The organism is Streptococcus azizii (genome assembly GCF_001984715.1).
Classification (GTDB): Bacteria; Bacillota; Bacilli; order Lactobacillales; family Streptococcaceae; genus Streptococcus; species Streptococcus azizii.
The window spans coordinates 42,929-60,240 of sequence record NZ_MSPR01000016.1; the positions used below are offsets into that span (position 1 = coordinate 42,929).

The following is a 17,312-nucleotide window of genomic DNA, read 5'->3' on the forward strand; positions in this document are numbered from 1 at the left end:
TTTATTGAGTATTACTTTCCTATTTCAAAAAACAATGGATAGTGGCTGATATAATTACGTCCAACGGTCAAATCATACTGAATAATTCTCAATTCCTCCTCGACTTCTTGATTCCGTTCACCATTTCTATCTGGTAAATACTGTGTCAGCAAGGCATAGTAAGGAGAGAGTCTGGAATTTGTTTCTTTCAGCAGGAGGGCTGGAAAATCATTGGCACGAATCTTCGGATAATCCAATTTTTGGGGTTGATCATTCGACCAAATAAAATAGTCGGTCAAATATTGATTTTCCGCATTTGCTTGGAAAAAGTCATCGGGATAGATTCCCGGTAGATGATCCCCATAAAAAACCACTGTTACCTTTTTAGGGTAGTGTTGCAACTGCTCCAATAACTCCTTGGTTGCCCTATCTGTTTCCATCAGAAGGTTGGCATAGGTTTGCAACTGTTGATTCCGCTTATCTGAAAATCCCTTCCCTGCTATCGCAATGCCATTATCTACTTCTACGACATAGGGAGTATGATTTTGCATGGTGATGACAGAAAAAAATTGATTTTCATTCTCATCTAAAGAATTGAGAATATATTGATAGGTGGAGTGGTCACTAGCATGTACGCCGAAAGGTATAATATCCTTTGCTTTATCTTTTGTTCCACTTTGGGCGATGAATTGATCAAACTGCAATTTAGAATAGACCAAATTGCGGTTATAATTTCCCCCTCCAGCTAAGTGAATGGCAATCCGATTTTTCTCTAAAAATTGATCGCTGATAGTGGGAACATAGAGCATAGTGGGAAATATCTCTGAATAAAGTATCGAAACTCCTGTATCAAAATAGGGCATTACTAATCCCGTAAGCGACTGAAACTCCATGTTGGCAGTCCCTCCACCGTAGCCATCTGACTGCATCTCGCCACCAGTATACTGTGTCATAATGTCGGTAATAGCTGGAATAGGATTCCCACTAGCTACAATATCTGGCAGCCTGAGTGGATTGGATAGACTTTCGCTCAAGATGTAGATAACCGTTTGGTCATAAATCGACTGACTCCGCTCTTGATTCATTTCCAAGGCGATGGCTTGGTATTTTTCATAAATTTCCCGTACCCTAACATGACTGTATCCTTCGGGTCTGACCATTTTTTCAGATGTCAAATTACGAAACCATACATAGGCTACAGATTGGTAATTTGCCTTAGCATTGATCCCAAGCCAGTTAATATCATATAAATTATAGAGCGATGATAAAACAGGAACTTTCTTCGGAAACTTTCCCTCATCATGCTGGCTAATCAGATGACTGCTGGAGCCAACCAGTAGAAGAAAGGCCAATACAAAATAGAATTGTTTTTTCAAATCTGGTATCAGACGGTTAGGTAACACTTTTTTTCTAATAAAAAATAAGCATATCGAAATTATCACGAGGATAAGAAAGAAGCTAGAGAGAGCGTCACTCGAAACATATTCCTTAAAAAAAGTGATGTCCTTCAACCAAATAAGATCGGACGGTAAAAAAGGTTCCTCACGAAGTGCAAATTTCACTTGGTTCACCACAGCCAGCACAACTGCTAGAAAAATATTCAATACGAAGGCTGGTAAAAAGCGGTTGATGACCAAGAAAAGAAAAAAGAAAAGGAGTGTCAGCAGGACGATTTGAAAAATGGTCGCACCTGAGGCAATATAGTAATTATACCACTTCCCCTTCAATGTAATTCCTGCTTGGATAAAATAATTATCAACAACTGCAATGATGACGCTGGAAGCAAAAGCGAGCGATAAGCTTGCTCTATTGGTCCGTAGAAGCCGTAAGCCATGAAACAAAACAAGGTTTATAAAAAAATAAAGACAAAAGAAGCCTAAGGAATAGACTACTACCGCATACAGTATCTCCTGATCTGTTCCTTTGGTGACCGGCATGAAGTGATTCGTCTCTAATCGATTTAAAAATTCAGCGCCTGTCAAATAGACAGTACTCATCAATCCCGCTAAGATGACGTTGGTATTTAATGTAGGAATACGGGTACTGTAACTGCGTCTTACTCTTTGCATCCACTTGCTTATATGGTGACAGGACAGGGCAAGGCCAATCATCAGGAAAGCCTCCCCTAAAAAATTAGACTGGAAAAAGTTTTTGAACCTATCCCAATGAAATCCCGAATCATTCAAAGAAAGGGTCATTCGTATAAAATAAGCCGTCACTAAATAAAAAAGATAGCAGGCTAAAAATGGAAAAATAAATCGCCAGTCTATACTCTCACTGATGAAAAGCCCCAGCAAACCCAGCAAAAGAAAGGCGTAGAAACTAGGGAAAAGTCTAGCCATTTCCTCTTGCGACTGGGCTAGACCATTCCAAACAAAGTAAATGGACGTTAGAAAAAAGAGAGTCAAAAGAAGAAACTGATACCAAAATCGCTTTGACGTAAGGAGATAGCTCAGCCCTTTCACCACATGCCCCAATAGATCACCACACCATTTCTTAAAAGAGGTATAACTACTGAGCATCATTCGATTTTTGACTCCTTTCATACTGCCTACTAATCCATCTAGCTATGCTTTTAGGCCAAAATTGCTCGTACATAAATAAGTCTTCTTTGCTTCTCGTACTATCCTTTATGGTCTGGCTCGTCTCTGACTCTCCATGTATTCTATGGAACATTAACTGCTTTGGAATATAATCAAAAGAACCTTCATAGGTTGCAATCTGTGACCAGGCGTACCAATCAATCGAAACACGCATCTGTGAATCAAAGGTAAAACCAGTTAACCTTGCTAAATTATAGGTCACCGCTGGACAAGAAATTGGATTTCCAAAGGCGAGGATCCTTCTTCGCCACCACCTTAGATTTGGAAATAGAGAGAGGGTGTTCAACATGAGACGTTTTATCTTTAAATTAGTATTCTCTCTCACCTTCCTGCCACCTTTGAACTCATAATAATCACTAAAGGCAATGAGGGTGTTGGGAGATAGCTTCTTCATCACTTCTTCTACATAGGTCGGTTCATAGTAGTCATCTTGATGCGCAATCGTCGCATACTGTGTTTCTACAAATGATAAGGCATTATTCCAGTCTGTGCCAATAGAACCGCCTACACCTGTGTATACTGGTATCCCATATCTTTCGCAAAGATTAGAAATATAGTCACTCGGTGTGGAGGTATATAAAATAAGCGTCGATGGCTGCGTCTGCTGCTTTAAGGAGAGGATACATTCCTCCAAATACGGGCTATCCCCATAAGCACAAATCACAAATGTATGATTAAACATCTTGGTTCTCACTCTCTATCAAGCCTGTCTTTACCATTGAAATTTCTTGAATAAGATTTTTAATATCTTCTTTTTGCTTAGAAATTTGAAGAGTTTGCAAAAATAGTAAGACTAGCAGTAAAATAACGGCTAAAAACAAGATAAAATTAGACGTTAATTGGAAACCTAGCATGTGGGCCATCCGAGCGGGAACCATCGGAAATAGGGCAGAAGCTAGCATAAGCAGCCCCAAAACCAGCCACATCGCTGCCTGGTCAATTAACATAATATTTTTATTGATATTACGAATCACAAAGTACAAAAATAACAAGGCTGTTATTAACATGACCAGAGAAAAAATCGTCATCTTACTTACTCACTCTCCTTCATAAATACTGCAATTAAAATGGAAGAACATACTTCTATCATATATCGGACGGATTTAAGCGGGGTAATAGAGGAACTCCCTCCTGTCCGATCGTACATATTAGCTGGGACTTCTACAACTTTTTGATGTCGTTTCAATACATGAACGGTTGATTCTGGTTCGGGATACTTCCTTGGATAACGATTGGCAAATTGACCGATGATCTCCCTGTTGGCCACACGATACCCGGAAGTTGTATCATAGATCTTCTGGCCGGTCACTAACTGCATCACAAGGGAAATGATGGTGATTCCAAAACGTCTCATAAAGGAGGTTTGAAACTCCGAACGAACCTCTCCCACAAAGCGTGAGCCAATGACTAGATCTGCTTCCCCTCTTTGGATAGGGAGAAGTAAACTAGGTAAGGATTCTATGTCATGTTGGCCATCACCATCAAACTGGACGGCTAGGTCGTAGCCCTTTTCTAGAGCATACTTATAACCTGTCTGGACAGCCCCACCAATTCCTAAATTAGCTATTAAATGGATCGCATGCAAGCCATTTTCTACCAAAATTTCCTTGGTCCTATCCCTTGAACCATCATTGATGACGATATAATCCAATTCAATATCTACAGTCTTCTTTGCCTTAAAATCCAGTATGGACTGAACCGTTTTTAAGATACTTTTTTCCTCATTGTAAGCAGGAATAATGACTAATACTTTCATCTCTTACCTCATCCTTCATTGAGATATTTTTTCGTTAACAGGAATACACAAATACTCAGCAGTAAAAATACTGCCATCGAAATGACAAAACTATAAGCAGCCCCAAGCATTCCAAAATTCACAATCAAACGAGTTGACATCAATTTTGAAACAAGAAAGGTCAAAATATAGACTATGATGACATTAGACTGCTTTCTAAAAATAATGAGCATATTGCCAATAACCGAAGCTAAGACATTCAATATTCCACCGACTAACAAGATGGCAAACTCAACTTTATAAGCAGTAAGCGAGACACCATACAAATAGCCCAATATCTCAGTGCCTATTAAATAGCCGAAGAACAACACCATGCTACCAAATAGCAATAAGATGAGAATGAGCCTACTAAATGACTTAAAGAACTGCTGGTAGTCCTGCCTTAGCCACACTCGGGATAAATCTGTTATCAATGGTCGTAAAATCATCAATAATAAGGACATGATGAAGGTTGGCATAAATAAAATATTGAAATCCCTCTGTATTCCTACTGGTAATTGCCCTGCACTCAAAAGACGATCGAGTACTATTTTAGGCTCGTTAAAAATATAGGTAATCAAAAAACCACTTAGAAATAGGGGGGAACACGCCTTTAGAACACATTTGACTTGCAGCAAATCCTCTTTTTTTAACCTGAGAGACAGCTTGGAACTAACAGCTCCAAAGTAGCGAAAATCCAAGAAAAATGTCAGAGCAACATTCAACATCAATACACCACAACACGCTATCAACAAGGAATGAGTCCCTACTAAAAAACAATAGAAGGACGCCATCACCACAATGCTTCTAAAGAATAAAATCTTCCCTGACAAGTCTGATCGTTCTTGTTGCTGAAAAAAACCCTGAAAAACATCCGAAAAAGCATCAACTGCGCGACTTAAAACCAGCGGTAGGAAAATCAATGTTTTTTCAACTGAGTATTGATTCAAATAGACGAAAACAAACGTCGAAACAACCATCATAACAATAGTAACGACTCTGGTTTCTAAGTAAACTTGAAAAGAGAATCTCTCCTTGACATCTGTGGCTTGGTAATCCCGCACTTGAAAGAGTCCAATGATGAATAACTGTTGCCCCAAAGAATATAAAATACCAAATAAGTCCGAGGAGGTTGGTGATAGTAGCCTAGAAGCAAAGATAAGTAAAATGGTTGAAACCAAGGAAGAGGATATGGATCCAATCATATTCCAAAAATAATTACGCTTATTATTCATCACTCTATTTTCCATCTTTTAAGGAAGCATCGATATACTCAAAAGTAGCATGGCCAGATTCGAGTATAAACTTGTTTGCAGAACAAGTGAATCCGAAACTTGATTTACAGCGAATACTTTTGGTTTGATGGATGCTATCATGAGCATTATTATAACATAAATACTAATATAATACCGGCCTTGAACCCCTAAAACCTCTACGGCACCAACGGGAGTCCAAGTTAGATACATGACCGTGACAATCCCTAGAATAATGACTGAACTAACTAGTAGAAATCCTAGTTTGGTCCACTTAGGTAGCTTGACTGTCCCCATATTGAGGCCTACAATGGCCGCATAAAGGAGGAGGAAGTAGGGATAGAGATGTGACATCGGTAAATCCAACCAACCAAAAATAAATAACTGGTGCATTCGATACCCTATATTTACAAACTCCTTGAAAAGAACGGGCAGGTAGCTACTTGGTTGGCTCACTAGATTATGAAGCTGAGACGATACATCTGTATCTGGCAGATGAAAAGAATAATGAACCTCTCCACTCACCTTATACCAAATACCAGTCGCTATCACAAGCATGGCCGCCACTAAAAATGTGGATAGATAGACTCCTTTACTGCTGAACCGTTTTCTAGGAATGAAGATCAACAGACCAGCAAAAGCCACAAAAGGAAGTTTTGTCAATAGAATCATCCCACAAATAAGGGCGTACAAGACAACATCTAAAAGCCCTATTTTCTCCTCCTTTTCTAGTAGATGGAGGAGGAAACCTATCGCCAACAGCTGGACACCTATACTAGTAGCATCTTGATTATAAGAGCCTGCCAGCGAGATCGTCATCGGGAGAGTTGCTCCTGCAAACATGAGCTGCTTACATCTACCGCTAAGTTTAATGGCAAATACAGCAAATACAGCATAGGCTAATGCGTTAAAGATACGTCCTAGATAAAAGATATATCCTACATTCAAGTGTAGAAACTTTCCGATTACAATGCCAAAGGCCTGAGGTAGATAACTTAAAAAACTATACTGATTGGTCGCTCTGTAATCTGCCTGATTGACAAACTCTGTCTGCTTATCTGATGTAGGAACAGAAAATAGATCTGTCTCTGTCACTTGAACCTTTCCCTGCCGATTGACCTCTTGATAGTCTTGGGAAACGGTCAAATGTTCGGGACGATTATCTAGATTCACTTCCCCCGTTGCTACCTTTAAGGCACGAGCAAAGTGAACTGGTTCATCCGGTGTATTTAAAACAGGAGTGACTAAGGCACTGACTGTCCCTAAAAAAGCAATCAGCAAATACAAGCCTTTCCCATTCCACTTATCCAATAAGTGGGGTAGAAACAGACTGACAAGAAGGAAGAGCCCCGTAATCAGATACACCAATTTCGGAATCCCTATCTCTCCTGGATAAGCAATTAAAACAACAATCGCTACTAAGAGTAAGACCAGGCTATACTTCATATTTTGTTTTACTAACATCGATAACTTCACTCTATTCCTTTTTGATTTTTATTGAGTATAAGGCCTTAGCCCTTCTTCCCTAACAATCGTTTCCATAGGTAGGCAAAGGTATTTATCCAAGATTTTCTTAAATATTTGATAGCACCTTTGATGCCGCCAAAATAGGTAAAATCAATGTAGGCATAGGGGCTAAATTGTTCTAGGCGTCTCCTATTCAGAATACGATTATCAACAAAAGGAGGAATCGGATTCGGATTTTGTCTAATTCTAAAATCGTATCCCTGTCCCCAAGCAATATAGACGAGCAAGCGCTCAATCGCATGAAGAATGGTATTCTGTGGCAAGGGTTCCTTGGGCACGTCATGATCTGTCAAGCCGATTTCAAACAAGGGTTTCAAGGCATCGTATTTGAACCAAACATAGGTACCATAACTCATGACAAAGACATCTGCCTCATAAAAGTCCATCTGTTTTGGCAAGGCCATTTTTTCCCACAAGTCTTCCATAAACGGAATCATTCCAAGCTCTGCCCAGGGATCCATACGGACATAGCGGAAATAACTCGGAATATCTGCAATCATCAGCCCTAATTCATCCTGCTCCATCATACTTGAGAGAATTTCATTGGATGGCTTGACTAACATATCGATCAATTCGGTCCTCCAGGATTGTCCAGCCCAATAGTCTGCTTCTTTTGATTTTTTGGTATGGAAATGTCCTACATAGTCATATTGTGACAGTTCCTCTTTCAATTTCAACATCGGCAAGACATCTCGGCCAATATTTCCAGTCAGTTTGATGACGGCAGAAACATTGCGCCGGTCTAAAATGGCTTGAATCTCCTGAATTTTTTCCTCGGTATTTGTCGTCAAATATAAATCATATGAAAAGACAAACTCTGCAAATGCATCCAAAAATTCTTCTAATAAATCAACATAGAAGGTGTGTAAATGAACGGCCACCTTCGCATCTTGTAATGAAGCACTAATGGCGGTATCTGTATGATATTTCTTTCCTAACAGGTAGTCACGGGTAGGACTAAACACCTTTGATAGGTGGTAAATGATGAGATCAACCGGATAGTCTGTCACCCTTGCTATCTCATCAAGAATGAAGGGAGCAATCATTTGATTCCCTTCAAAGGTCTTTACTTTAATAAAGGGAACCTTATGGGCTAGGATACTCGTCGGATTATAGTAAGAAAAGTCCGGATGTAGCATACCTGTTGTATCCGCAGTAACTGTATTAAATACTGTCTGGTAGCGAAACCCTGCTTCTACGAGAGAGGTCGTCACCTGGGTCTCATACTGCTGAATGACGTCTTGGACATCTGTAAAATTTTGGATTCCTTGCCAGAAATCTTGGAAGGCTTCGGAACGTACGACTCTGGCAGAAAAGGATAGATAGTAACTCTGGATATGTTCTGGAAAGGCCTTGGTCGCTCGGTGATTGGTCATCCCCCAAAAATCAACCGCCTCATCCTGCTCAAAACGACGGTAGACTTCTTTTATATCCCACAGAGGTCCAAAACAAGTATCATTCATCAGCGTGACCGAATCATACTCTTGGAGATTTGAAAAGCCAATATGTGCCATTCCATCACGCCAAGCGGCAAAGTCAAAGCCGATATTTTCCCGTTGGATAAACTCATCGATGAGTTGTTCTTTCCGCAGTTGTTCAACTACTTCTGAGGAGAGGCTACTATTTGAAAGAAAAACAACGGTTGAAAAAAGTGGTCGCATGTGCATCAACTGATAAGTAACATGGGAACTGATCGTATTCAATTTATTAAAATGCACATATAAAAGTAGGCGTTTCATTTTTTTCTCCTAAAGAAATTGATTAGTGTAGTTGGAATGGTCCAGCGTCTGGAAGAAATCACGCGGTTGTACTGCTCTTGCACCTCTTCTAGTTGCTGACGCAGGTTCTTGTTGACGACCAGTTCTTGCTGGTAGGCAACTTCCTTTGCTTCTAGCTGGAGTAACTTTCTGCGCAGATCCAGTAATTCCTGTGCCAAGTGTTTTCCAATGTAGGCATCTGAAGCTACCTGATCAATGTCATATAAGCAATAACTCAAGCGCAGTCTTTTCCCATAGAAAGGGGGGACATGAAAAATAATCTGTGGATCTGGATTTGGAAAAATATAGGAATCACGATAGACCAGACCGTTCGTGAAGGTCGGCAAAAGGCTGGTATCATAGTCCAGGGCAAGAAGCTGAATGGCAGTATAAAAGCTAGGACGCTCTGTCATATCGATACGAATTTTTTGACAATCTTCAGGAAGGACAATGTCAATCGTCCCCTCCAATTCTAAGGGGTAGACCGACGTATGCCCTTCACTAAAAGCCCCCTCTTTTTCAAAATAGACAGTAATAGACTGTTCATCAACCAAGGATAGGAGGTGACGATGATCAACTTCTCCCAACAGATGGCGAATGGCATACAGCTCGTTAGCAGGCGGAGTCAGCTCCTCCTCAATCGCCTGCAGGATGTTCTGGTAACACCTATCTAGACGGTAGAGTTCTTGGGCATATTTCTGCTGCGCTAAACTCTCTGCCTTGTAGGCTTCAAATTGCTCCAAATGTTCCTGCAAGGCCCGTACTAATTGCTCCACATTTCCTAGAGGATACATCGTACCTGCCTGCAAGAAACTCTTGGCCGATTGATAACCTAGATTATCCGAGACAATAACTGGGACTCCATTTAAAACAGCCTCAACAAAGACCAGTGAGAAGGATTCTGATTGAGAGGTAAAGACGCAAATATCCGATTGACTGACCCATTTCCAGGGCTGGTTCTGATGCCCTAGAAAATGGACATTTGTCACTTTATGTTCAGCAATATAGTCATCGCATTGTGCCTTGTAGGCCTCATCCCAGTCTCCAATAAAAATGAGGGGATATTGCGGTTGTTTTAGCTGATGGTAGGCTTTTATCAATTCTAATTGATTCTTATTTTCATTGATGCGCCCAATAGAGACAATTCGACGACTGGTACTTTCTTGTAAGGGTGTCCCTTCTATATGGGAATAGGGAATAAAATCTTGGACAGCCGTAGAGGCAGGAAACAGCTCTTGTAATCTGGCACACAGATTGCCATGAACCGCAAAAATCGCTGTAGAATGTTGCGCCATAAACTCTATTTTTTCGCGGTAATATGCAAATTCCTTGGTCGGAAATTCGTGGACTAGCCAAAAATGCGGAACCCCCTCACAAGCAGCTGCTAAACTTCCCTGAAAAACATTGGCTGTGTTTGAAATGACGAGCTGAATATCTTCATCTTTAATGATTTGACGAATGGTAAAAACCGCCTGCTGATAGGCCAAAATCTGCTCCGTCTTCAAAAATGGAACCGTTCCCGGCGCTTCGGGCCACCACCATTTTGCAGTCTGGATAGAAATCGATTTGATCTGGTGTTCTTCCAGGACTTGCACATACCTCTCCTTGGTTTCATGTTGATTATCCGGAAAAGCATTGAAAACTTGATACCCCTGTTCTACTAGATACACCATCAAATTGACAATAGATTTTTCTGCTCCATTATCTAAGGTTCCTGTTGGAGAAACAACTAAAATCTTCTTTTTCATTCCTTACTGCACCCTTATCCCTACATCCACTTACCGCTTCGTCTCAACAATCCTGTCGCAGCATCTTTTTCTGATTCTGTCAGTGTCTCGTCTTTCAATCGTTCAACAAAAATCACAGGCGCCTGTTCTTCCGATAAAAAAGCCAGAACACGTTTTTGAGCATCTCGTACAGTAGCCACTAATTTTAACCTTGCTTGGTTAAAATAAGGGAATTTACAACGGTATCGAAGGGTATGGACACCTATTTCATTGACTTCGATCTCCATTGAGTTGTCATTGTAATAGCCGACATTTGTATCCAAGTCAATGAAGGACAGTGCAATGTGAGTCTCCTGATCTTTTAACAATTTATAGGAAAATTCAAACTCAAATTCTTCGTCCGGTGTCAAATGAGGGCGAGAGAGTAAGGTGACTGAGAAATCTTCCACTTCTAATTGGATTGGCTGAGATACTTCTGCTGTGTCTTCTTCGACAATAGCCTGAGGGGCCGTTACTACTGTATTATCCAAACTATACTGGTTGGCTACATCGTAGGGATTTCCCATCGCTTTGACCAAGCCTTTTTCAATCAAAACAGCTTTATTACAGTATTTTTTCACCGCCCCCATATCGTGGGTGACAAGAATCGTTGTCTTTCCACTTTTCTTGCGTTCTTGGAAGTAATCATTGCATTTGCGCTGGAAGGCTTCATCTCCAACCGCCAAGACTTCATCCAAAATTAAGACATCCCCCTGTGCTTTAATCGCCACAGAGAAAGCGAGACGAACCTGCATACCGCTAGAATAATTTTTCAATTTTTGGTTCATGAACTCTTGAAGTTCAGCAAAGTCAACAATATCATCGTACATGGCATCAATTTCTTCTCGGGAAAAGCCGAGAAGGGCGCCATTTAGGTAGACATTTTCTCGCCCTGTCAACTCAGGGTTAAAGCCAACCCCCAGCTCGATAAAGGATACGAGCTTACCATTGACTGTGACCGACCCTTTTTCGGGCATATAGATTTGAGAAATGATTTTGAGCAAGGTCGATTTTCCTGAGCCATTGCGCCCAAGAATCCCAAAAAAATCTCCTTTTTCCACTTCAAAAGAAATGTCTTTTAAGACATGCTGCTCCTTATAGCCTTTTATACCCTTGAAACGGTTCACCATAGTTGTCCGCAGACTTTGTGTGGCTTCCGTCGGCAATTTAAAGAACTTGCTAACATGATCTACTTGTACTGCAATCTGTTTATTTGTCATTAAAGAATCTCCGCAAATTTCTTAGAATGTTTCTTAAATACCGCTGTTCCAATGACAAAGATGATAATTGGAATGAGGTAAGGAATAAGAACAATAGCCTTATGTTGAATGACCTGCCATACGGGAATATTGGCACGATCGATTACAAAATAGCGCATATCTTGAATGATTTGTGCAAGAGGGTTGAGCATAATCAGTTTCGCTGCTAACAGACTCTTATCCATTACAAAAGAAAGAGAGTAGATGATAGGAGTGGCATACATCCCTGCCTGCATCACAACTTCCCAAATTTGTGCTAGGTCGCGAAAGCGCACAAAGAGGGTTGATAAGATAAAGGCCACGCCTGTTGCCAGCATAAATAATTCCAAAAAGAGAGGAAGGGCCACAATGACAGCCCATGTGAACTCTACGCCATTAAAGAGTGAAAAAATTAACACAACAATCAGGTTAATTGAGAAATTGATTGCTGCCCCAAAGACTGAGGATAGGACGATAATTTCTTTTGAGAAATTCAGTTTTCTAAGTAGATCACCACGGGTGACAATCGACACCATCCCCATATTGGTCGCTTCTGCAAAAAAGGACCAGATGACATTTCCCAATAAGAGAGCTACAGGAAAATGGGGAACATCTCCTCCTAAACGCAGGAAGTGGATAAAAACAACATACATGATAGCAAACAGCATCAAGGGTTTTAAGATAGACCACAGATAGCCAATCATGCTACCCTGGTATCGCAATTTGAAATCTGTCTTAATCAATTCTTTTAGTAAAATTCGATTTTTTTTGGAAAAAATATCCATGTTTACTCCTTATACGCAAATTTTGTCAAAATTAGGCTGGTAAAGACCAGGGTGTGAAATCCCTTATTTTTTCGATAACCGTAGGTGCGCAAGCGCTTGAAACGCTCTACAAATGGACAGTCCATAAGGGTGACAAAATTCTCCACCAATGCTCGATCTCTGTCTGTTAAAGGCAGGGCTAACAGGTTCTTAGCCTGGATTTGACTATCTTTAATCAGCTTCCAATACTTGGAAAAAAGTAGTTGGGGGAAAAGCCAATTACGCATCCGCTTTTTGAGTGTTCGGGCTCCCAAAACATTTGCTTCGTGCTGCCGGTAAAGTTCCGTCGACTCATCTATATAAACCAGATTCCCCAAGGCAGAAGCCACAAGCGCCAAGTACCAGTCGTGCATGAGTATCGCATGCTCTTCTTGACCAGTCCAATACTCAGCCAAGCTATGATTGATCATCGCTACACCACCAGTGACTGTATTTTCTGTTAACTCCTGCAATAGCTGAGTATTGGCATGGTCCGATTGGCTTTTCATCATACTTTGAGACATCACTGTCAAGTCTTGCCCTACTACTGTCAAATCTGTATAGACGAGCAAGGGGTGATCTGATGGATAGGCCTCGGCAGTCGCTAATTGCAGCTCCATCTTCTGCTCAAGCCAAACATCATCTTGATCACTAAAAAAATAATAGTCTGCTCGCTCATATTGTAAAAGAGCATGGAAACTCCGGATGACACCGAGATTGGTCCTATCGTCTGGATTGATGAAAGAGATTCGCTCATCTTTTTGACAATACTCCTCAATCACCTGCCGTGTCCCGTCACTTGAGCCATCGTCTCGAATCAGCAAGGTCCAGTCTCGAAAGGTTTGCCGGCGGATGCTGTCAATCTGTTCGCTTAAAAAGCGTTCACCATTATAGGTGGATAGCAAGATATGTACCTTCATGTTAAAAATAAATCCTCATACTGGTTCACAATTTTCGCCCATGTATAATGGGTTGCCATTCGCTCTTTGGCTGCTTGACCAAGCGCTTGATTTTCTTCTTGTCTGTCCATGCTATCTAGCAATGCTGCCAAATCACCTGGTTCCTTGGTCCAATAGTGGGCGGTATCAAGAGCAACCTTTTGATTAAAACCAACTCCTAGAATCACGTTTTCCGTGGTGTGGGCAAGAGCCTCCAAGAGACTAGGATTGGTTCCCCCCACCTCATGTCCGTGGATATAGGCACGACATGCTTGACGAAGGTACTTGAGTAGTTCTTGATCATACACTGTCCCGACAAATTTGATTCGCTTATCCAATTCAAGTCCTGTTTCCTCTTTTAGCTCTTGGAAATAAGCGGAACCTTCATGGTTGGCTACGATGACCAAATCACGTCTCGTGTGACTCGCCATCACTTCTCGGATAATTGCCGCATAGTTATTTTCGGGAACAAAGCGCCCTACGACAAGATAGTAGCCTTTTTCCACTAGACAAAAACGGTCAAAAAATGCACGTACTTCGGGGCTGTCCTTAGTCAAACGGCTTGGGAGCAAGTCTGTCCCATAGGCGATATAGCTTGTTTTGGACCAGGGGTAAGACTCCCGAATATAGGCTTCAATCCCCTCATTGTCCGTCACTACAAGATCTGCATGACGGCTCATTAGCTTTTCAGAATATTTCAGATAAGCCTGAACAGGACGCGACCATTTACTGCGCTTCCACTCCAGACCGTCTGGATTGACAAAGAGGCGCCCTCCGACCGCATGAATCTGATGGGCAAACGGCGCAATAAAGGCGCCGATAGTATTTCCTAAAATATAGAAAATGGGCCGCTCTATCTGCTGTTTTTTGACTATGTTGAGGGCATAGCTGAGCGCCATCATGTCATAAGCAATGACGCGCGCTGGTCCTAGTTTAGGAGGATTGATGGTAAAGCAATCTGCTCCTTGGTACTCTTTATGCACTTGGTGCGTTTGGTCTGACAAGCAAGCTACGTGATACTGGATTTCCTTACTGACCTGATGACTGACCAGTTGCTCAACAAAGGTCTCAAAACCACCATACTTAGCTGGCAGTCCACGACTACCGATAATAAAAACATGTCTCATAATGTCTCAAACTCTAAAATCTATTATAGTCTTTTCGGCTCTATTTTATATCTTTTACTATTTCCCTTAAACAGTACGGACGCAAGCAAACTCTATTTAAGTTCCATCCCCCATTGTTGATTCTCCCTCTCAGAAATCCCGTTCCAGACAATTACATAGGATTGTCTGGAACGGCCATCAGGGCAGGAAAGATTAAAAAACCACTTCGTTTACCACTTATTCTGTAATCGTACAGTCAATGTTAAAACTAAAGCACTATATCAGATAATTATACCATATTTACAGGTGAAAGACATAGAAAAAACGAGAGGTCATCACATCCTCCAGACGAAAACTGCATTCGATATGAAGGTCCATCGAATGCAGTTCCTGAAAAATGGTTAAAATATAGAAGCAAAACTACCTTAGTGTCCGCCCAAAGGTCCGACTAGAAACAAGAGTCAGGCAGCCTTAGGTATGCACTCTTTTCTTCTTGAAGGGCAGTAGCAATCCTAAGACAGCCACCACCAGACCAAGGACAGTTGACCATAGCCCTTGATTGCTGGACGTTTTCGGTAATACCTTGACTTGTTGGCTAGTCGTAGCTACTCTAGGTGACTCAACCTCTCCTATCCCCTCCTATTCTCCTATAGCTTATTTCCCTTGCTGATAGAATGCCTCGAGGGCTTCCTGCCAGGTCGGAATATGGAAACCTGTTGCCTTTGCCTTATCTAGGCTCATAGTAGAATTAAATGGACGTTTGGCCTTAGCCGGAAACTGGCTTGAATCCACTGGCACTACCTTGGTATCTGTATCCTTTAAAATCTCCGTCGCAAAGTCAAACCAAGTTGTATCTTCTGCAGCATCATTTGATAAGTGGTAGTATCCGAAGGCTTGTTTCGTATCAACCAGATGCACCATAAATTCTGCCAAGGTTCGGGTCCAGGTCGGGCGACCATGCTGATCATTGACAACGGTCAATGTGTCACGGGTTTGGGCAAGTTGTTGCATGGTAAAGACAAAGTTTTTTCCATAGTTTCCAAATACCCAAGCTGTCCGTATTGTGTAGAACTGGCCAGCATATTTCTCAACCGCTTCTTCGCCCAGACGCTTGGTGCGGCCGTACTCTGATTGCGGGTCTGGTTGATCATCTACCTGCCACTCTTGACCTACTGGCAAGTCCCCGTTAAAGACATAGTCCGTCGAGATATAGACTAGGATAGCACCGTATTTTGCAGCTGCTTTTGCCACATTTTCAGAACCGATCACATTGATAGCATAGTTCAAGTCCTTCCCTTCCTCTTCTGCCATATCCACTGCTGTATAGGCTGCACAGTGGTAGACAATGCTCGGCTTCACTTCCTCAAAAAAGGACAGCACTTTCTCGCTATCTGTAATATCCATCTCTGCTACATCAGCTGCTACATAGTCTAGGCCACGCTCATCGAGCAAGTGGCGTAACTCTGTCCCCAACTGCCCATTGCTTCCTGTAATTAAAATCATCTGCGACTCCTTTACTGCATTTCTCCTTATAGTATACCAAAAAAAGGGTACCTGTGCTACATCAAGAGTTGAAATAGTTGGGCCTTCTATTACACAGCAGAAAAAATATTCTTTGTATAATATTGCTGTTAAAAACAAGTTGCTTTCTTATTTATGTATCACCTATCGCTGTTTCATCCCTCATTGTCGAGCCAAAGGTTCCAAAAATGTCGTTCCAGACCATAACTAGGCTATTGTCTGGAATACCACTAGAGTCACCAATTTTCCCTTTTATGACTTCAACAAATTCCCAGATGATTGGAACTCGTCTTATTCACTACTCGTTTTGTCTCTATTGAATGCTTCCTACATCCTGTTTTAAAACGAAAGCAGTGTCCTTAGTGCCGAGCCACTCTCTCTATCGGAACTTCCATATCAGGTTCTTTATTCAGTACACCTAAAAAGACTAGGGTACTAAAAATGATACAGGCCGTTTGTTCTATCTGATTCAAGGTACGACTGATTTCAACATTGAAATAGCAGACCAAAATATTATCCACTAACATTAGAATTAAGGACATTAGGCCAATCCAAAACATCTGACGCCTAAAACGGATTTTTAATCGTTTCATAGAACTACTCCTCTATTTTTAGAAAAATACATTCTATCACATAATAATACACAATTCAAAAGAAAAGGATTCATTGTTCGTCTAATGACACGATGTATAAACGGACCGTTCATAGTCGGCAAAAATCAAACTCTGACGTCGGCACCTCACCTTGCCGAACATGACAGACCTAAGAGTATAGTCTTTTAGTTTACTTTTAGTACTAGGCAACGAGCTGCAGGTTGCTTCAACAGTCCAATGACTGTTGAAGGTTGGAAATCATACTGACGATAGTCAGTAACAATCGTAGAGTACGGCAAAGCGAGTTAACGAAGTAATAGAAGATAAACTGATATGTAAAGCCCTTTGTCAAGTAAAAACAATCGAACTGATAAAAAATGAAAAGTATCTAGAAAGAGCCTAGTTCTTAGCTTCGGGCATTGGCCACTCTGATATTCGTGGATTGGTTACCTAC

The 17,312-nt window shown here is 41.2% G+C and carries 15 protein-coding genes; all 15 read right to left on the minus strand.

The window, feature by feature from the left end:
- Positions 1 to 11: 11 nt before the first annotated feature.
- Positions 12 to 2,525 carry an LTA synthase family protein gene (locus BVE84_RS08170; RefSeq protein ID WP_083708318.1) on the minus strand — a complete coding sequence of 838 codons (2,514 nt, stop codon included), beginning with the start codon at positions 2,523 to 2,525 and terminating at the stop codon, positions 12 to 14.
- Complete coding sequence (locus BVE84_RS08175) at positions 2,491 to 3,264, minus strand: glycosyltransferase family 2 protein (protein WP_076996550.1); 774 nt, start codon at positions 3,262 to 3,264, stop codon at positions 2,491 to 2,493. Before BVE84_RS08175 ends, BVE84_RS08170 begins: the two co-directional genes overlap by 35 nt.
- A complete protein-coding gene (locus tag BVE84_RS08180) occupies positions 3,257 to 3,610 on the minus strand; it encodes a DUF2304 domain-containing protein (protein ID WP_076996551.1) in 354 nt (117 codons plus the stop codon). Before BVE84_RS08180 ends, BVE84_RS08175 begins: the two co-directional genes overlap by 8 nt.
- Positions 3,611 to 3,615: 5 nt before the next feature.
- The gene (locus BVE84_RS08185; RefSeq protein ID WP_076996552.1) at positions 3,616 to 4,338 is read right to left on the minus strand and encodes a glycosyltransferase family 2 protein; all 723 of its coding nucleotides are present in this window, start codon (positions 4,336 to 4,338) and stop codon (positions 3,616 to 3,618) included.
- 8 nt (positions 4,339 to 4,346) lie between these two features.
- Positions 4,347 to 5,591 carry a lipopolysaccharide biosynthesis protein gene (locus BVE84_RS08190; protein ID WP_135017483.1) on the minus strand — a complete coding sequence of 415 codons (1,245 nt, stop codon included), beginning with the start codon at positions 5,589 to 5,591 and terminating at the stop codon, positions 4,347 to 4,349.
- Positions 5,592 to 5,609: 18 nt separating this feature from the next.
- A complete protein-coding gene (locus BVE84_RS08195; RefSeq protein ID WP_076996554.1) occupies positions 5,610 to 7,073 on the minus strand; it encodes a DUF2142 domain-containing protein in 1,464 nt (487 codons plus the stop codon).
- Positions 7,074 to 7,120: 47 nt separating this feature from the next.
- On the minus strand, positions 7,121 to 8,875 hold the full coding sequence (locus tag BVE84_RS08200; RefSeq protein ID WP_076996555.1) for a rhamnan synthesis F family protein: 1,755 nt from the start codon (positions 8,873 to 8,875) through the stop codon (positions 7,121 to 7,123).
- The gene (locus BVE84_RS08205; protein WP_076996556.1) at positions 8,872 to 10,641 is read right to left on the minus strand and encodes a glycosyltransferase family 4 protein; all 1,770 of its coding nucleotides are present in this window, start codon (positions 10,639 to 10,641) and stop codon (positions 8,872 to 8,874) included. Before BVE84_RS08205 ends, BVE84_RS08200 begins: the two co-directional genes overlap by 4 nt.
- 20 nt (positions 10,642 to 10,661) lie before the next feature.
- Complete coding sequence (locus BVE84_RS08210; protein WP_076996557.1) at positions 10,662 to 11,879, minus strand: ABC transporter ATP-binding protein; 1,218 nt, start codon at positions 11,877 to 11,879, stop codon at positions 10,662 to 10,664.
- Entirely contained in the window at positions 11,879 to 12,682 is an 804-nt protein-coding gene (locus BVE84_RS08215; protein WP_076996558.1) for an ABC transporter permease, read from the minus strand. Before BVE84_RS08215 ends, BVE84_RS08210 begins: the two co-directional genes overlap by 1 nt.
- Positions 12,683 to 12,684: 2 nt before the next feature.
- Entirely contained in the window at positions 12,685 to 13,620 is a 936-nt protein-coding gene (locus tag BVE84_RS08220) for a glycosyltransferase family 2 protein (protein ID WP_076996559.1), read from the minus strand.
- Positions 13,617 to 14,765: a beta 1-4 rhamnosyltransferase Cps2T gene (gene cps2T / locus BVE84_RS08225; protein WP_076996560.1), complete on the minus strand. Its 1,149-nt coding sequence runs from the start codon at positions 14,763 to 14,765 to the stop codon at positions 13,617 to 13,619. Before cps2T ends, BVE84_RS08220 begins: the two co-directional genes overlap by 4 nt.
- 450 nt (positions 14,766 to 15,215) lie before the next feature.
- Positions 15,216 to 15,377 (minus strand): LPXTG cell wall anchor domain-containing protein, encoded by a 162-nt coding sequence (locus BVE84_RS11350; RefSeq protein WP_083708320.1) that lies wholly within the window; start codon positions 15,375 to 15,377, stop codon positions 15,216 to 15,218.
- 21 nt (positions 15,378 to 15,398) lie between these two features.
- Positions 15,399 to 16,247, minus strand: a complete 849-nt coding sequence (gene rfbD, locus BVE84_RS08235; RefSeq protein ID WP_076996561.1) for a dTDP-4-dehydrorhamnose reductase — start codon at positions 16,245 to 16,247, stop codon at positions 15,399 to 15,401.
- A 377-nt stretch (positions 16,248 to 16,624) separates the two neighbouring features.
- The gene (locus tag BVE84_RS08240) at positions 16,625 to 16,858 is read right to left on the minus strand and encodes a phage holin (protein ID WP_076996562.1); all 234 of its coding nucleotides are present in this window, start codon (positions 16,856 to 16,858) and stop codon (positions 16,625 to 16,627) included.
- Between the last annotated feature and the right edge of the window lie 454 nt (positions 16,859 to 17,312).

Excerpts from the sequence above, each read along its gene's own strand:
- BVE84_RS08170 (WP_083708318.1), bottom strand. The coding sequence starts at position 2,525 with ATGAAAGGAGTCAAAAATCGAATGATGCTCAGTAGTTATACCTCTTTT.
- BVE84_RS08175 (WP_076996550.1), bottom strand. The coding sequence starts at position 3,264 with ATGTTTAATCATACATTTGTGATTTGTGCTTATGGGGATAGCCCGTAT.
- BVE84_RS08180 (WP_076996551.1), bottom strand. The coding sequence starts at position 3,610 with ATGACGATTTTTTCTCTGGTCATGTTAATAACAGCCTTGTTATTTTTG.
- BVE84_RS08185 (WP_076996552.1), bottom strand. The coding sequence starts at position 4,338 with ATGAAAGTATTAGTCATTATTCCTGCTTACAATGAGGAAAAAAGTATC.
- BVE84_RS08190 (WP_135017483.1), bottom strand. The coding sequence starts at position 5,591 with ATGAATAATAAGCGTAATTATTTTTGGAATATGATTGGATCCATATCC.
- BVE84_RS08195 (WP_076996554.1), bottom strand. The coding sequence starts at position 7,073 with ATGTTAGTAAAACAAAATATGAAGTATAGCCTGGTCTTACTCTTAGTA.
- BVE84_RS08200 (WP_076996555.1), bottom strand. The coding sequence starts at position 8,875 with ATGAAACGCCTACTTTTATATGTGCATTTTAATAAATTGAATACGATC.
- BVE84_RS08205 (WP_076996556.1), bottom strand. The coding sequence starts at position 10,641 with ATGAAAAAGAAGATTTTAGTTGTTTCTCCAACAGGAACCTTAGATAAT.
- BVE84_RS08210 (WP_076996557.1), bottom strand. The coding sequence starts at position 11,879 with ATGACAAATAAACAGATTGCAGTACAAGTAGATCATGTTAGCAAGTTC.
- BVE84_RS08215 (WP_076996558.1), bottom strand. The coding sequence starts at position 12,682 with ATGGATATTTTTTCCAAAAAAAATCGAATTTTACTAAAAGAATTGATT.
- BVE84_RS08220 (WP_076996559.1), bottom strand. The coding sequence starts at position 13,620 with ATGAAGGTACATATCTTGCTATCCACCTATAATGGTGAACGCTTTTTA.
- cps2T (WP_076996560.1), bottom strand. The coding sequence starts at position 14,765 with ATGAGACATGTTTTTATTATCGGTAGTCGTGGACTGCCAGCTAAGTAT.
- rfbD (WP_076996561.1), bottom strand. The coding sequence starts at position 16,247 with ATGATTTTAATTACAGGAAGCAATGGGCAGTTGGGGACAGAGTTACGC.
- BVE84_RS08240 (WP_076996562.1), bottom strand. The coding sequence starts at position 16,858 with ATGAAACGATTAAAAATCCGTTTTAGGCGTCAGATGTTTTGGATTGGC.